17 protein-coding genes are annotated in these 15,866 nt (G+C 62.0%); 12 read left to right on the top strand and 5 right to left on the bottom strand.

Going from position 1 to position 15,866, the window contains the following annotated elements:
• Position 1: 1 nt before the first annotated feature.
• The gene (locus V7M64_RS13495; RefSeq protein ID WP_333679736.1) at positions 2-670 is read right to left on the bottom strand and encodes a response regulator transcription factor; all 669 of its coding nucleotides are present in this window, start codon (positions 668-670) and stop codon (positions 2-4) included.
• Positions 671-1,035: 365 nt separating this feature from the next.
• Between V7M64_RS13495 and V7M64_RS13500 the strand changes: the two genes are divergently transcribed.
• Positions 1,036-3,126 carry an ATP-binding protein gene (locus V7M64_RS13500; protein ID WP_333679738.1) on the top strand — a complete coding sequence of 697 codons (2,091 nt, stop codon included), beginning with the start codon at positions 1,036-1,038 and terminating at the stop codon, positions 3,124-3,126.
• Between the two features lie 68 nt (positions 3,127-3,194).
• Here V7M64_RS13500 and V7M64_RS13505 read toward each other — a convergent pair whose 3' ends face one another.
• Positions 3,195-3,632 carry a DUF4156 domain-containing protein gene (locus V7M64_RS13505; RefSeq protein WP_333679739.1) on the bottom strand — a complete coding sequence of 146 codons (438 nt, stop codon included), beginning with the start codon at positions 3,630-3,632 and terminating at the stop codon, positions 3,195-3,197.
• Between the two features lie 276 nt (positions 3,633-3,908).
• Between V7M64_RS13505 and V7M64_RS13510 the strand changes: the two genes are divergently transcribed.
• Genes V7M64_RS13510 through V7M64_RS13550 form a run of 9 tightly spaced genes read left to right on the top strand, consistent with a single transcriptional unit; the run spans position 3,909 to position 9,591 of the window.
• Positions 3,909-4,115, top strand: coding sequence for a hypothetical protein (locus V7M64_RS13510; protein WP_333679740.1), 207 nt, complete (start codon positions 3,909-3,911; stop codon positions 4,113-4,115).
• A gap of 19 nt (positions 4,116-4,134) precedes the next feature.
• Complete coding sequence (locus V7M64_RS13515) at positions 4,135-4,311, top strand: hypothetical protein (protein ID WP_333679741.1); 177 nt, start codon at positions 4,135-4,137, stop codon at positions 4,309-4,311.
• A gap of 38 nt (positions 4,312-4,349) precedes the next feature.
• Entirely contained in the window at positions 4,350-4,820 is a 471-nt protein-coding gene (gene trmL, locus V7M64_RS13520; RefSeq protein WP_333679742.1) for a tRNA (uridine(34)/cytosine(34)/5-carboxymethylaminomethyluridine(34)-2'-O)-methyltransferase TrmL, read from the top strand.
• A 39-nt stretch (positions 4,821-4,859) separates the two neighbouring features.
• Positions 4,860-5,510 (top strand): SCP2 sterol-binding domain-containing protein, encoded by a 651-nt coding sequence (locus V7M64_RS13525; RefSeq protein WP_333679743.1) that lies wholly within the window; start codon positions 4,860-4,862, stop codon positions 5,508-5,510.
• Positions 5,507-7,153 carry a ubiquinone biosynthesis regulatory protein kinase UbiB gene (gene ubiB / locus V7M64_RS13530; RefSeq protein ID WP_333679744.1) on the top strand — a complete coding sequence of 549 codons (1,647 nt, stop codon included), beginning with the start codon at positions 5,507-5,509 and terminating at the stop codon, positions 7,151-7,153. Before V7M64_RS13525 ends, ubiB begins: the two co-directional genes overlap by 4 nt.
• A 33-nt stretch (positions 7,154-7,186) precedes the next feature.
• A complete protein-coding gene (locus tag V7M64_RS13535; protein WP_333679746.1) occupies positions 7,187-7,915 on the top strand; it encodes a pseudouridine synthase in 729 nt (242 codons plus the stop codon).
• 10 nt (positions 7,916-7,925) lie between these two features.
• A complete protein-coding gene (gene arfB / locus V7M64_RS13540; RefSeq protein ID WP_333679748.1) occupies positions 7,926-8,348 on the top strand; it encodes an alternative ribosome rescue aminoacyl-tRNA hydrolase ArfB in 423 nt (140 codons plus the stop codon).
• Entirely contained in the window at positions 8,345-8,944 is a 600-nt protein-coding gene (locus V7M64_RS13545) for a 1-acyl-sn-glycerol-3-phosphate acyltransferase (RefSeq protein ID WP_333679750.1), read from the top strand. Before arfB ends, V7M64_RS13545 begins: the two co-directional genes overlap by 4 nt.
• Before the next feature lie 11 nt (positions 8,945-8,955).
• On the top strand, positions 8,956-9,591 hold the full coding sequence (locus V7M64_RS13550; RefSeq protein WP_333679751.1) for a LysE family translocator: 636 nt from the start codon (positions 8,956-8,958) through the stop codon (positions 9,589-9,591).
• A 43-nt stretch (positions 9,592-9,634) separates the two neighbouring features.
• On the opposite strand, the gene V7M64_RS13555 is transcribed toward V7M64_RS13550, so the two are convergent.
• Positions 9,635-10,084: a nuclear transport factor 2 family protein gene (locus V7M64_RS13555; RefSeq protein ID WP_333679752.1), complete on the bottom strand. Its 450-nt coding sequence runs from the start codon at positions 10,082-10,084 to the stop codon at positions 9,635-9,637.
• 79 nt (positions 10,085-10,163) lie between these two features.
• Positions 10,164-11,072, bottom strand: a complete 909-nt coding sequence (locus V7M64_RS13560) for a LysR family transcriptional regulator (protein WP_333679774.1) — start codon at positions 11,070-11,072, stop codon at positions 10,164-10,166.
• Positions 11,073-11,342: 270 nt separating this feature from the next.
• Here V7M64_RS13560 and aceB point away from each other — a divergent pair, with 270 nt between their 5' ends.
• Complete coding sequence (aceB, locus tag V7M64_RS13565; protein ID WP_333679753.1) at positions 11,343-12,938, top strand: malate synthase A; 1,596 nt, start codon at positions 11,343-11,345, stop codon at positions 12,936-12,938.
• A gap of 31 nt (positions 12,939-12,969) precedes the next feature.
• On the top strand, positions 12,970-14,265 hold the full coding sequence (aceA, locus tag V7M64_RS13570) for an isocitrate lyase (protein WP_333679754.1): 1,296 nt from the start codon (positions 12,970-12,972) through the stop codon (positions 14,263-14,265).
• Positions 14,266-14,315: 50 nt separating this feature from the next.
• On the opposite strand, the gene V7M64_RS13575 is transcribed toward aceA, so the two are convergent.
• Entirely contained in the window at positions 14,316-15,833 is a 1,518-nt protein-coding gene (locus V7M64_RS13575) for a YifB family Mg chelatase-like AAA ATPase (protein WP_333679755.1), read from the bottom strand.
• Positions 15,834-15,866 lie beyond the last annotated feature (33 nt).

The following is a 15,866-nucleotide window of genomic DNA, read 5'->3' on the forward strand; positions in this document are numbered from 1 at the left end:
CTCATGGCTTGTCCAGCAGATGCCTGATCTTGAACAGCTCGTTGTTGGTGCGAATGCCCAATTTGCGGAAGGCGGAATTCTTCTGCGCGCTGATGGTGGTAATGCCGCGGGAGAACTTGGCGGCGATTTCGGTGACGGACATGCCATCGAGTACGCAGCGCAGGACTTCGCGTTCACGTGGGGAAAGCTTGGAATAGCCCAGTAGCTCGTCGCCGGCTTCCTCACCGGATTGCGCCGTGGAACCGATGGCTGTAGCCAGGTCGCGGCTCAGATAAGTGCGCCCCGCGGCAACGGCGCGTATCGCCAACATCAGGTCGGTCTGGTCCTGGCCCTTGCCGACGAAACCATGTGCGCCTGCCCTGATGGCCAAGGCCACGGTCGCGGGATTGTGATGAGAGGACATCACCAGGATGCGCTCGCTGGGAAAGCGGATCTTCAAGGCGCGGATCAGGTTCAGGCCATCCACATCGGAGGGCCCCAGCGCATAGTCGGCAACGACGACGTCGACGTGGGTGTCCTTCAACGCGGCAAACAATTCGCGGCTGGTGCGGAAGCTGCCCACCACGTCTATCGAGTATTCCTGCTTGAGCAGCAATTCCAGGCCACGGCGTATCACTTCGTGGTCGTCGAGCAGCATCACGCGCAAGCGCGCTCCCATTGAGTCCGACATTCCCTACTCCTTGTGATACCAGCGGCTATTCAACGGCCTGAAAGTACACCGGCGATAGCGGCATGCCGCAAGTTAAGAGCGCAAAGCTGCGCATGCCGTTTCGCCGTCCAGGCGCGAACAACAATGTCCCTATCGCGTCACTCCCCAACTGACCTGCCATCCGGCACGGAATCACTCTGCCGTATGCGGCGGACAAGATAGCAAAAACCGTTGCTGACGTTGGTGTCTTCATGCAAGACATTTCGTACATCTACTAGGCACACGCGGACGGGGCACGCCGATACTTTTCAGGCTCGCCAGCACTCTCCCTCCACGTCATGCCTATCACCCGCAGCCCAATTCGCTCGTTCTGCCTGGCATGCGGGTTGTTCGCATGCTGGCTGCTGCCGGTCGCAGGTTTTGCGCAAAACACCGAAACCCGCTACACGGAGCAGGAGAAGGCATGGATAAAAGCCAACCCGATGGTCCGTTTTGCCGTCTACCCCGGTAGCCGGCCTTTCATACACACGGATGGCAACCGGTCTGCCGGCGTGGCGATGGAGTACCTGCATGCCATTGCCGAATCCAGCGGCCTGGTGTTCAGGCCCGTCAATGTCGCCAACATCGGGGAAGCCAGGTTGGCATTGCAACGCCATGAACTGGACCTGTTACCCGTGGCACCCTCGATCCCCGATGGGGACGTAGATGATGCCGTGTTGACGACGCGTCCCTACTTCGTTGGAACGGCCGTCGTCATGTCGCGGGCTTCCACCGGCAGCATTTTCCGCCTCGATGAACTGGAGGGCCTGCATGTCGCGGTTCGGCGCGACAGCCTCCTGCACCAGTTGCTGAAAAGCCGGTTTCCCGCCATCACCCTGGTACCGGTCGGCGATGCGGAAGATGAGCTGAAGGTCGTTTCCAGCGGCGTGGCCGACGCTGCGATCGATGTGGATACGGCGCTGCTTCCACTATGGCGGAAGATGTATTTCAGCAACCTGCATGTTTCCGGCGCCATCAGCGACACCGTTTTGAACTTTCGCATGGGTGTCCGCGGCGACGATGCCATGCTGGCGTCTATCATCGACAAATCCCTCGCGTCGCTGACTGCCAAGCAAACCGACGACATGATGGCGAAGTGGATGGACGACTCCGATTACGGCGCCACCTCCTGGCGGGTGCACTACCGTTTTCATGCGCCGGAAATCACGGCGGCACTGATCCTGCTGATCGCGCTGGCCTACCTCTATGGCCGCGCACGCAAGGACCGCCGCCGCGCCAAGCAGAGCGAAAAGGAAAAGGCTATGTTCCTCGCGGTGATGAGCCACGAGATTCGCGTTCCCCTGAGCGCCGTGCTTTCTTCGGTCGAATTGCTCAAACGCACGCGCATCAACAAAAACCAGAAGGAGCTGCTGATGACGGCAAGCTCGGCAGCGGATGCATTGCTGCGATTGGTCGATGATGTGCTTGATCTTTCCAAGCTGGAAGCGGATGGCCTCACCCTGGACGCTGCGCCGACCGACATCCGCAAGCTGGTGCAGGACATGGTGCAGATCGTCCGGCACCGGATCGACGAGAAAGGTCTTCAGCTCAATCTCGGCATCGACCTTCCCCAGGATGCCCGCGTATTGCTGGATGCAACGCGCATCCAGCAGGTGATGATCAACCTGCTGACCAATGCGATCAAGTTCACCAATCATGGCAGTGTAACGCTCGACGTTACGCTGAGCCGGTTCGGCAGCGACGCATCGTCACGCAAGCTCCTGGTAAGCGTATGCGACACCGGCATTGGCATTCCGCCGGAACAACACACGCGGCTCTTCCGTGCCTACGTGCAGGCAGACAGCACCATTGCGCGGCGATACGGCGGCACCGGACTGGGCCTCAGCATCAGCCGCCAGCTGATCGAGTTGATGGGCGGCACCATCACCTTGCACAGCGAGGTGAATGTAGGCACCACCATTTCCTTCTCCATCCCCGTGCAGCTCGCGCCTGTCGTAACGGCACCGGTGGCGACACCCCCTCCCGCTCCGCCGGATGCGCCAAGCAGAAGCAAAGACATTTCCGTTTTGCTGGTCGAGGATCATCCCGCCATCCGCTTCGTCTTCGAGCAACAGCTGCGCAGCATCGGCTGCCTGGTCACGGCTTGCCCGGATGGCGCTTCTGCCTTGCGCATGTTCGACAGCAAGCCTTTCGACCTGGTGTTGATGGATTGCGGCCTGCCCGACATAAGCGGCTACGAAGTGACGCGCACCATGCGCAGGCGCGAAAAGAATGGCTACCACACGCCCATCCTCGCGCTATCCGCCTCGACCGATGCCACGCACAAGCTGACATGCATCGAGTCCGGCATGGACGGCCTGCTTAAGAAACCGCTTGAACTGTCCTTGCTGCGCTCGGAAATTCAGGTATGGTGCGATGTCGAACTGCCGGATCCCGGCGTCGAGAACGATGATGGCGACGCTGCGGCGAGCCGCTGAAGGCAGGCGACCTGATCAACAGGCCGCCGCCTGCGCCGACCTTAAGGCAACACTGATCGAATATCGCCTCAACCGCCCTTGGCAGGGTACGTCTGGAACCCGCCGCCTTGCTGGGGTGGAGGCTGCGGCAATGACTGGTTGCCATGATTGTGCTGCGCCGGGCCCGGCGGATAGGCAGGGCCGCTCTGGCGATTGCCGCACACATAGGCCTCCCACGCTTGTGAGCCGTCGACCGGATCGCCCAGCGGCTTGATCGTGTCCGCATGCATGCCCAAGGCGCTATTGCGTGCCTGCACCTGCAATTCGTCACGCACCTTGATGTCATTGCGATCGAACGGCCCGACGCGGCTCATCACCGACACGGTGATCTTGCCCAGATCGCGACAGCCGTTGACTTCGCCCGTCCAAACAGTGCGGACGGTGCTCGAGCCCGGATCCGGGTTGATGCCCCAGGTACAACCGCCGAGCAGCACCAGAGGTGCGAGCAGCAGCAGAGTCTTGCGCATAGGTAGCTCCATCAAACGAGTGAAAACATGCATCCGGCCGGCATCGTAGCGCGTCGTCCCTGCGTATCGCCTAACGCCGGCTTAGCGCAGCAGCAGCGGGTATGGCCCGGACATTGTCCGATCACGCATGTCCGGTGTCCGCGGACATCGCGGCGCATTCGCACGATCAGCCATAACTCCTTGTGTATCAAGGCATTGGATGGAAGAAAGGGCTTGGCACAGGGATTGCTCACTGAAGGCCGAGGACCTTTACCTTGATAAGTCGGAGAGACGGACATGAAATTCGAAACATTGATTCTGCGGGGCCTGTTCGTGGCGTGCATGCTGGTCTGCGGCCTGATCCTGGCGGCCATGGTGACCAGCAAGCCGGCGTCGATGCGCTTGGCGGACAGCGCAACGATCGCCTCCTTGCTGATCGCGGCTCCTTCCAGCTGCGTGCTGCCGATCGTGGACGACATGATCTGTGTGCGCGCATCCATCTGACCCATTGAGAGAAACGACCATGAACGCTGAAACCCTCATCCTTCGCGGCTTGTTCGGTGCAAGCGTGCTGGCGTGCGCGGTGATGCTGATGGCAATGGTGACAACCAAGCCTGCTCCGACGCTGGTCACCGCGGGCCGCACAGTCGCCGCCACCAGCGTGATCGCATTGGCGGATAACACTGGCATGGCCGGCTGATTGCACCAGGCAGCCGTTTGCCATCGGATAATGGCGTCATGCTGCATGTCATCCTCTTCCGCCCCGAAATCCCGCCCAACACCGGCAACGTGATCCGCCTGTGCGCCAACACCGGCGCCACACTGCATCTGATCCGCCCCTTGGGCTTCGAACTCGACGATACACGCCTGCGGCGTGCCGGCCTCGATTATCACGAATACGCGCAGGTCAGCGTGCATGATGATCTCGATGCATGTTTGGCAGCACTCGGGCATCCGCGCGTCTTCGCATTTTCTACACGCGGCCGCAGCTGGCACGTCGACGCACGCTTCCGCGAAGGCGATGCGCTGCTGTTTGGTTGCGAAACCGCGGGATTGCCCGATGCCGTACTGTCCGCACTGCCGGCCGAGCAGCGTTTGCGACTGCCGATGCGCGCAGACAGCCGCAGCCTCAACCTGTCCAACAGCGTGGCGGTAGCGGTGTACGAGGCGTGGCGCCAGCTTGGGTTTCCGGGCGCAGGCAACCCTTGAGATCGCTGCGATCCGGGTGAGGCCGGCTACAATCCCGGCATGACCGTCGCCCCTTCCCCCAACCTGCTTCCCCGGCCGCTGCGCCGGCTTGCCGGCCGCGCGCTGGAAACCACGCTCAATCACGTGCTTTCGCTCGACCCGGACACGCGAACCAAGTTGTCCGCGCTCGATGGCCGTAGCGTGCAACTGCACTTGCAGGGCCTGGACCTGGCGTTGGCCGTGACCGTCGAGGGTAGCCGACTGAGAGTGGGCCCTGCGCCCGAGCGCAGCGATCTGCGCGTGGCCGCCACGCCTGGCAGCCTGTTGTCGATGCTGCTGCGCCGTAACCACGAGAGCCTGCCTCCCGGCAAAGTGGACATTGCCGGCGATGCGGAACTGGCGCGCCGGCTGGAAAAGCTCGCGACCCATTTCGCCCCGGATTTCGAGGAAGCCTTCACCCGCAGCTTTGGCGACGTGGTTGGCGTGCCGTTGGCGAAAGCCGTGCGTGAAGGACTCGTTCACGCGCGTGAGTCGGCGTCGCATCTTGCACAAGATGGCGCGGCCTGGTTGCGCGATGAAACGCAGATCGCCGTGGCGCCGGGCGAAATCGAGAGCTTTCTCGATGAGGTGGATCATCTGCGCGAACGCACCGAACGGCTGGAGGCACGCCTGGCCCGTCTCGAACGCCTGCCACGGGAAACCCGCTCGTGACGCCGTTGAAGGTTGTACCTGGCCTGTTGCGCGTCGCCATCGTGCTGCTGCGCTATCGGCTCGACGAGTTGGTCGATGCCACGCACCTGTTCCGTCCGCTCAAGCTCGTGCGTCCGTTGCTTGGTCGCCCGGTAGTCGACGTACGCCCGCTTTCGCGCGGCGCGCGCATTCGCCTGGCCTTGAATGAGCTGGGTCCGATTTTCGTCAAGGCTGGGCAGATCCTGTCGACGCGCCGCGATCTGGTGCCGGCCGACATCGCTGACGAGCTGGCGCTGCTGCAGGACCAGGTACCGCCCTTCCCCGGCGACCAGGCGCGCAGCATCGTCGAACGCGAGCTGAAGCAGCCCGTCGACACGCTTTACGCCAGCTTCGATCCGGTACCGCTGGCCTCCGCGTCGATCTCCCAGGTGCACGCAGCCACCTTGCACGATGGCCGCACGGTGGTGGTGAAAGTGTTGCGTCCGCGTATCGACGAGCGCATCGCGCGCGACGTCAGTTTGCTGCATTCCATGGGCCAGCTCGCCCAGCGCTGGCATCCCAATGCGGAGAAGATCCGTCCCCTCGACGTCGTCACCGAAGTCGAGAAAATGCTGGAAAACGAGCTTGACCTGCAACGCGAGGGGGCCAACGCCAGCCTGCTTCGGCGCAACTTCATCAGCGGCGTGGATCTCTACGTGCCGGAAGTGCACTGGGAACTCACCAGCGCCCGTGTACTGACCCTGGAACGTGTCACTGGCGTCTCCTGCGACGACGTCGTCGCGATCGACGCGGCCGGCATCGACCGCAAGCAACTGGCCGAGAAGGGCGTGCGCCTGTTCTACGAGCAGGTCTTTCGCGACAATTTCTTCCATGCCGACGCGCACCCCGGCAACATCTGGGTCGATCCCACGCGCACGCAAGAGCCCCGCTTCATTGCCCTGGACTTCGGCATCATGGGTTCACTGCCGGAGGAAGACCAGTACTGGCTGGCGCAGAATTTCATCGCACTGTTCGAGCGCGACTACGCGCGCATCGCCCGCTTGCACGTCGATGCGGGATGGATGCCGGCCAATGTGCGGCTGGATGAACTGGAGGCCGCCGTGCGCACCGTGTGCGAGCCGTATTTCACCCGTCCGCTGTCGCAGATCTCGCTGGCGGAACTGGTAGTGAAACTGTTCCAGACCGCGCGGCGCTTCGAACTCACCTTGCAGCCACAGCTGATTTTGCTGCAGAAGACCCTGCTCAATATCGAAGGCGTCGGCCGCCTGCTCGATCCGGACATCGACATCTGGGCCGTGGCCCATCCCGTGCTCAAGCGCATCATGCGCGAGCGCTACAGCCTGAAGCGCACCCTGCGCGAAATCCGCAAGCGCGTTCCGGAGTGGTTCCACAACGCACCGCAATGGCCGGACCTGGCACGCGATGCCTTGCGCCAGATTGCCGCGGGCGAACAGAAGCTGATGCACGACGCGAACCACCTCATGCATCAGCGCAAGCTGGTGCGGCGGATGCTGGAAGCCATCGGCAGCGCTTTGCTCGGCACGACCTTGCTGATCTGTGCGACGGTCATGTGGACGTTCCAGCAGCCGCATACGCCGGTGTTGCCCATAGCGATGGGCATCGCGGGACTGCTTTCGTTCGTGTTCGGCTGGATGCGACGGTAACCGACGTCATCGGCGGCACGAAGTCGCATTCCCATGCTCGAAATTCTCTATCAAGACGACTCGCTGATGGCGGTCAACAAACCCGCCGGCCTCGCCGTGCATCGCTCGAAGATGGTCGGCAATGCCGATACCTTCTTGATCGACGTACTGCGTGAGCAAGTCGGCGGCACGCTGTATCTGGCACATCGCCTGGACCGCGCCACCAGCGGGGTGTTGCTGATTGCCCGCTCCAGCGAGATTGCCGCGTCAATGGGCGAGCAATTCATGAGCCGCGAGGTACACAAGCAGTACCTCACGGTGGTCCGCGGCTGGCCGGAACCTGCCGAAGGCGTGGTCGATTATCCATTGCCCGGTTCGCGCGAAAGCGGACCGCGGCGCGATGCACGCACCCGCTATCGCCGCCTGGCCGCGGTGGAAGTCCCGATCGCATTGGGCCGCTACCCGCAGCAGCGTTATGCATTGGTGCTGACGGAACCGCAAACCGGACGCTTTCGCCAGATCCGCAAGCACATGGCACATATCCACCACCCCGTAGTCGGCGATTGCCAGCATGGGCGTAGCGACCACAACCGGCTTTACAAGCAATATTTCAGCTGCCACCGCATGCTGCTGCACGCCTGGCGGCTCAATTTTCGGCATCCGGTCGACGGCCGGCCGATGGCGCTGGAAGCGCCGCTCGATCCTGCCTTCGACGCCATCTTGCAACGCTTCGACTGGCCGTTGCCGGCTGCGGAAACCATAAGCGTCATGCCGACCGGCTAAACTTGCGGCCATGTTGCCCGTAAGCCGAACCATCAACCTGCCTGAATCCGAGCTGGTCGTGCGCTTCATGCGCGCCGACGGGCCTGGCGGCCAGCACGTCAATCGCACCGAAAGCGCAGTGGAATTGCGCTTCGACGTGCTGCACTCTCCTTCCTTGTCCGAAGACCTGCGCGCGCGTTTGCTGGCGCGTCGGGATCGGCGCATGACCGATGAGGGTGTGCTGGTGATCCAGGCGCGCCGCTTCCGCGATCAGGGCCGCAATCGTGAGGATGCGCGCGAACGCCTGGTGGAAATCCTGCGCGCCGCCTTGATCGTTCCCAAGAAACGCATTGCAACCAAACCCACCCGTGCTTCGCAGCAGCGCCGGCTGGAAGGCAAGCAGCAGCGGGCGAAGGTCAAACAAGGCCGCTCGCGCTCCTGGAGCAGCGAGTGAGCGACCCCATGCTGCCGCCAGTGCCCCCGCAAGCTCCCCGGCTCAACAGCCGCTTTTGGCCCTGGCTGATGCGCGGCTTGTTGCGTCTTTCCGGCTGGCGCCTGCTCGGCCAGCTGCCGGACGAGCCGAAAGCCATCTTGATCGGCGCACCGCACTCCTCCTACTGGGACGGGGTGTGGGGCCTGATGATGAAGATCGCGCTGGGTATCAACGTCAACATCATGATCAAGCGCGAAGTACTGGAAGGGCCGCTGGGCGTGATCCTGCGGCCGATCGGCATGATCCCGATCAACCGCAAGGCGGCCTTGAACGTGGTCGGCCAGATGGTCGAGCGCTTCAACGACCAGGAACGCATGTGGCTGGGCATTACGCCCGAGGGCACGCGCAAGCGCGTCACGCGCTGGAAATCCGGCTTCCTGCGTATTGCGCACGAAGCCCATGTGCCGATCCAGCCGGTGTTTATCGACTATCCCAGCAAAACCTTCACGCTCGGCCCGCTGGTGCGTGCCAGTGATGATCCTGATGCGGACATGATGGCGATCCGTGCGCTGTTTCGGCCCTATCGCGGCAAGTATCGCGATACGGAAGCATCGTAAACGAGAACCAGATGAACACGTTCGGCATCCAGCATTACGAGTCATTTCTGCTGGCGAGTCTCGCGCTCAATCTCACGCCGGGACTGGATACGTTCTATATCCTCACGCGCAGCGGTCGCGAAGGCCATGCCGTAGGCATGGGGGCGGCCCTCGGCATCAACGCCGGCTGCATCGTGCACACGTTGGCGGCAGTGCTGGGAATTTCCGCCATCCTGATGACTTCCGCATTTGCCTTCAGTGTCTTGAAATATCTAGGCGCGGCTTACCTGCTATGGATCGGCGTGCGCATGCTGCTGTCGCCTGCGACGACGAGGCAACCCACGCCCACGCGTGGCAATGGGTTTGCCGCCGCCTTCCGGCAAGGCATGTTGACCAATGTGCTCAATCCCAAGGTTGCGCTGTTCTTTCTCGCGTTTTTGCCGCAGTTCGTGTCCATGCATGCGCCACTCCCACAGCTTGGCCTGTTGTTATTGGGGTTGAGCTTTATCGGCACTGGCCTGACGTGGTCGACGGTGCTGGCCTTGATGGGTGGGCACATTCATCGCCTGCTCACTGCGCGGCCGCAACTGGGCCAGTGGACGGATCGCGTTTGCGGCGCCGTGCTATTAGCCTTTGGCGTGAAGCTGGCCTTGCAGCAACGCAGCTGATACAGGCAAGACGTTGCTGACGGCTGCCTGCATCAAGCAACGATCATTGGCAACTTTCTTTTCTTTCGTTATCTGACAAGCCGATGATGGTCCAGCGGCCATCAAGCTTGCCAAGCGTGAGGACATCGGTGCCACAGTGATCCACATGGCCGCTTATCGTGAATTTATAGGGCGCCCATACCACGGCCAGGTCGCGATCGATGTGCACGACGGGACGGTAAATGTGCTCGGCGATGGGCCCGCCACGAGGCGCTGCAATGGCATCGGTCAGCTTGTTGATGTCCAGGCGACGCAGTCGCCCCTCATCCACGCTCGTGATTTCGAGGTCCTGCGCTACGACTGCCAGCATGCCGCTTTTGTCTTGCCGGCCGAGCGCATCAAAAAATTGATGCACGGGCTGCATGACCTGGGCATTTTGATCGGCGGCATAACAGGGAGCCAAGGAGCACAGCATCACTACGGTTGCGAAGGTGGACTTGCAGCAGAGATTCATGACGGACGCCCTCAATGAATGTAGCCGCCATCGTGGCGCTTGATCGACGCCATCGCCAAGTGCATGGGGTCAGCGGGCCCTATCGCTCGGAATGACCCGACTCATCGTAGTCCCGATGCGTCAGCAAACCGGGCCGGATCAAGTCGATGAACGCCTGCGCTTCCTTGCTGAGGAACTTTCCCTTGCGCATCACCACCCCGTAGCTGCGCTGCGGAAAGTACTGGCGCATATTGCGCACGGCCAGGCGCTGGCGATCCGCATCCGTGATGCAGATGCTGGTAACGATGGAAATGCCCATACCCATCGCGACGTATTCCTTGATCACTTCCCAACCGCCGACTTCGATGGCGACGTGATAAGGCACCTGCCGCTGCTGGAACACCAGATCCACCAGCCGATAGGTGGAAAGCCGCTGCGGAGGCAGGATCAGGCCATAGGGCGAAATGTCCCCCAACCGTACGCTTTGCTGGCTCGCCAGCGGATGATCTACCGGCGTGATCAGCAGCGGATCGTAGTGATAGACGGGTGCCCAGGCGATGTCGTTGGGCACGTCGAGCATCGAGCCTACCGCGAAATCCGCCTCGTCTGCGCGCAGCAACGCCAGGCCGTCCTTGCCGGTGACGTTGGCCAGCTGCAACTGGACGTCGGCAAAGCGCTCGCGGTACTGCCGCACCAGGGGCGGCAGCAAGTACTGGATGGTCGAATTGCCGGCCGCGATGGTCAGCTTGCCCGCCTGGCCGCCTTTTATCTTTGCCTGGAACTGGCGATCGAGGTTTTCCCAACCCTCCACCAGCGGGCGCGCCAGTTCGTATAGCGCCTCGCCTGCGTCGGTGAGATTGATACGACGACGGCTGCGCTGGAGGAGTACGACGCCCAGTTCTCGTTCCAGCGCCTGCAACTGCAAGCTGACGGAAGGCTGGGAGAGGTACAGCGCCTCGGCAGCGCGACTGAGGGTACCCAGCTTTACGGTGGTGACGAAGGCGCGCATCTGCTTGAGGCGATTGCCCTTGTAGTAATACCGGCCGGATTCCGCCTTCGAGGCGGCAGCCTTCCGCCTTGGCGCGCGCTTCACGCTGCCCGCAGCTGATTTTTTTGCCATATTTGGCCTCCGCACGCGCGACTAGATGCAACTGGCTCAATGACTTATATCTTATATTGAATTTCTAAATATCAAAAATTGAAACATTTAGTTTGTCAAATATATGGCTGCTGGCTAGCTTTCCATTCCACCCCGTCATCCAAGGTGGAGAAGCAGCCCATGGCAGTACCTAGCGAAAAGCTCGTCAGCCGGCCCATCGAGATCGATGCTGACACCACCGGCTACGAAGACATCCTCACGCCTGATGCCCTCGCCTTCTTGGCGCGCTTGCATCGTTTTGCGGAACCGCGGCGCCGGCAGTTGCTGGCAGCCCGGCGCGAACGCCAGGCGCGCTACGACGCGGGCGTCTTGCCGGATTTCCGCACAGACACGCGGGATATCCGCGAAGGCGACTGGACTGTCGCCCCCATTCCCGCCGCCCTGCGAGATAGGCGCGTGGAAATCACCGGCCCGGTCGAGCGCAAGATGGTCATCAATGCGCTGAACTCCGGCGCAAAGGTATTCATGGCCGACTTCGAGGACTCCTCCGCACCCAGCTTTGCCAATCAGCTGGACGGCCAGGTCAACCTACGCGACGCCGTCAACGGCACGCTGGCATTCCGTTCCCCCGAGGGCAAGCACTACCGCATTGGCGCCAACCCGGCAGTCCTGGTGATACGGCCGCGCGGCTGGCACCTGCCGGAACGGCACATCACCGTATATGGCGAGCCCATGGCCGGCGCGCTGGTCGACTTCGGCCTGTTCGCTTATCACAATGCCCGCGCGCTGCACGCGCGTGATCGCGGCCCGTACTTCTACCTGCCCAAGCTCGAGGCGATGGAAGAGGCCGCGTTGTGGAACGAAGTGATGGCGCTGGCCGAAGAAGAACTCGACCTGCCGTACGGCAGCATGAAAGCCACCGTGCTGATCGAGACGCTGCCGGCCGTGTTCCAGATGCACGAGATCCTGCACGCGTTGCGTGATCGCGCAGTCGGCCTCAACTGCGGCCGCTGGGATTACATCTTTTCCTATCTGAAAACCTTCCGCGGCCATCGCGATCGCTTGCTGCCGGATCGCGGCCAGGTGCTGATGACGGTGCCGTTCCTCAAGGCGTATTCCGAACTGCTCATCCAGACTTGCCATCGCCGCGGCGCCTTTGCCATGGGCGGCATGGCGGCACAGATACCGATCAAGCACGACGAAGCGGCGAACGAACAGGCGATGGCGAAAGTTCGCGCCGACAAGCTGCGTGAAGTGCAGGCTGGACACGACGGCACCTGGGTAGCACACCCCGCGCTGGTGCCTGTCGCCATGGCGATTTTCGATCGGCACATGCCGACGCCGAATCAATTGCACGTCAAACGCGACGATGTGTTGGCGGACCGCGACACGTTGATCGCACCTTGTGCCGGCACCATCACTCGCGCCGGCTTCGACAACAACGTGGAAGTGGCATTGCGCTACACCGCCGCGTGGCTGGAAGGTATGGGCTGCGTGCCGATCCATAACCTGATGGAAGACGCCGCCACCGCCGAGATTGCTCGCGCGCAGCTTTGGCAGTGGCTGCATCACGGCGACCTCGAATTTAGCGATCACGCGCCGATCGATACCGCACTGTTCGATCAAGCCCTGGCTGCGCACACGCATCGCCTGCAGGAAAGCACGCTGCCGGGCGCGCGTCGCGCTGCCGATGCCGCAAAACTGCTGTCCGAGCTCACCCATGCCGATGAACTCGGCAACTTCCTCACGCTTCCCGCGTATGAGCAACTCGCCTGATCGCGCGCCAAAACGATGACGGAGCACTGACATGAAAAATCATTTGCCGACTGCCGAACAGATTGCGCTGGATTGGAAAAACAATGCGCGCTGGACCGGGGTTGAACGTACCTATACCGCCGAGGATGTCGTGCGCTTGCGCGGCACGGTGGCGGTCGAACATTCGCTGGCGCGCCACGGTGCGGAACGCTTGTGGAAATCGCTGCACAAGGAACCGTTCGTCAATGCGCTCGGCGCACTCACCGGCAACCAGGCCATGCAACAGGTGAAGGCCGGGTTGCAAGCCATCTACCTCAGCGGCTGGCAGGTCGCCGCAGATGCCAATGTGGCTGGCGAGATGTATCCCGATCAGTCGCTGTATCCAGCCAACTCCGTGCCGCTGGTGGTCAAGCGCATCAACAACACGTTGCTGCGTGCCGACCAATTGCATCACGCCGAGGGCAAGGACGACGTCGACTGGATGGTGCCGATCGTTGCAGATGCCGAAGCTGGTTTCGGCGGCGTGCTCAATGCCTTCGAGCTGATGAAGGCAATGATCGAAGCAGGCGCGGCTGGTGTGCACTTCGAGGATCAGCTCGCTTCGGTGAAGAAATGCGGCCATATGGGTGGCAAGGTGTTGGTCCCCACGCGCGAAGCGGTGGAGAAATTGAATGCTGCGCGCCTCGCCGCGGACGTGCTTGGCGTTTCAACCCTGCTGGTTGCACGTACCGATGCAGATGCCGCTGACCTGCTTACGTCCGACATTGACGACAACGATAAGCCTTTCACGACCGGCGAACGCACGGTGGAAGGTTTCTTCCGCGTGCGCCCGGGCGTGGAACAAGCGATCAGTCGAGGACTTGCTTATGCACCGTATGCCGATTTGGTCTGGTGCGAAACCAGCAAGCCCAATCTTGAGCAGGCGCGTCAATTTGCCGAAGCGATTCATGCAAAATTCCCCGGTAAATTGCTGGCCTACAACTGCTCCCCCAGTTTCAACTGGAAACGCAATCTGGACGACGCCACCATTGCCAGGTTCCAGCGAGAACTCGGCGCAATGGGCTACAGATTCCAGTTCATCACGCTCGCTGGCTTCCACAGCTTGAACTACAGCATGTTCGAATTGGCGCACGGCTATGCGCACCGGCAAATGAGCGCGTTCGTGGATCTGCAAGAGAAGGAATTCGCGGCAGCCGAACAGGGCTTCACGGCCGTGAAGCATCAGCGCGAGGTGGGTACGGGTTACTTCGATGCCGTTACCCAAGCGATCCAGCAAGGCAAGTCATCAACGGTGGCATTGAAAGGCTCAACCGAAGAGGCGCAGTTCCATCGAGCCTCGGCGGCTTGATGCGCTTCGGCCCCTCCTTCATTTTTGAAGGGGGTGGTTGCTCAGGCTTGCTAGTCGGCTACCAAGGAAATCCGCCGGTATTGCAACGCTTCGGCCAAGTGATGTCGGTCCAACGCAGCGGCGCCGTTGTCCAGGTCGGCGATCGTCCGTGCCACACGCAGCGTGCGGTGGTACGCACGTGCAGAGAGCCCCAGTTTTTCGAGCGCGGTGTCGAACCACTTGCGCTCCGCCGGCCCTAGCGCGCAATCGCGTTCAAGCTCGCGATTGCTGATTTCCGAGTTCGGCCGCCCGGCACGCGCCAAGGCATGATTGCGCGCGCGGATGACGCGCTTGCGTACCGTGGCGGAATCCTCATCGTGCGCGCTTCGCTGTGTGCTCAAGTCGCTCAGCGGTACGGTGGGCACTTCCACACAAAGATCGATGCGGTCGAGCAACGGGCCAGAAATACGTGAGCGATAACGCTGTACCTGGTCGGGCGAACAACGACAGCGCTTGCGCATGTCGCCTGCATAGCCGCATGGACAGGGATTCATCGCCGCGACCAGCTGGAATTGGGCGGGAAAACGCAGTTGCCGCGCCGCGCGCGAAATCAGGATGTGTCCCGATTCCAAAGGTTCGCGCAACACTTCCAGCACGTGCCTGCTGAACTCGGGCAATTCGTCCAGAAACAGCACGCCGTTATGCGCGAGCGAAATTTCCCCGGGACGAGGCTGCGAGCCCCCACCGACCAGTGCCACGGCGGATGCGGTGTGGTGTGGTGCCCGGAAAGGTCGGCGGCGCCAGTGCGCCGGATCCACCTGCTGGCCGGCCACTGAGAGCACGGCGCAGGTTTCCAGCGCCTCGGATTCGCTCATCGGCGGCAGGATGCCCGGCAGGCGCTCAGCCAGCATGGTCTTGCCCGTGCCAGGCGGCCCCATCAGCAACAGGTGATGCCCTCCGACTGCGGCGATCTCCAGGGCTCGGCGCGCCTGCAACTGGCCACGCACATCGAGGAGATCCGGACCGGCATCGCTATCGGACGTTAGGATCAGGGTGGAAGCAGGTTGCGTCAGCTCATGTGAACCACGCAACCAGCTGCACACATCGCCCAAGGTGTCGGCTACCAGGACGTCAGCCTCGGGAATGAGGGCGGCTTCCTCCGCGTTGGCGCGCGGCACCACGACGCGGCGACCGCGCGCCCGTGCGCGCAGCAGGGCCGGAAGCACGCCTGAAACGGGACGCAACTGGCCGGAAAGCGCCAGTTCGCCCAGGAATTCGCAATCATCGAGCTTTTCGCGTGGAACCTGGTTGCCGGCCGCCAGGATGCCCAGAGCAATGGCCAGGTCGAAGCGCCCGCCATCCTTGGGCAGCTCCGCAGGGGCGAGATTCACGGTGACCTTGCGGTTGGGGTATTCGAAGGCAGCGCTTTGGATCGCCACTCGCACGCGATCGCGCGCTTCTCGCACAGCCGCCTCGGGCAAACCAACAATATGGGTGCTGGGCAGACCGCCGGAAAGGTGGACTTCCACCATCACCTGGGGTGCGGCCACCCCGTCTTGTGCACGGCTTAAAGTGACGGCCAGACTCATAAGATACGGCCACCACTCATGCGAGCGGAGTCG

This window comes from Dyella sp. (assembly GCF_036746095.1).
In the GTDB taxonomy this organism is placed as follows: domain Bacteria; phylum Pseudomonadota; class Gammaproteobacteria; order Xanthomonadales; family Rhodanobacteraceae; genus Dyella_B.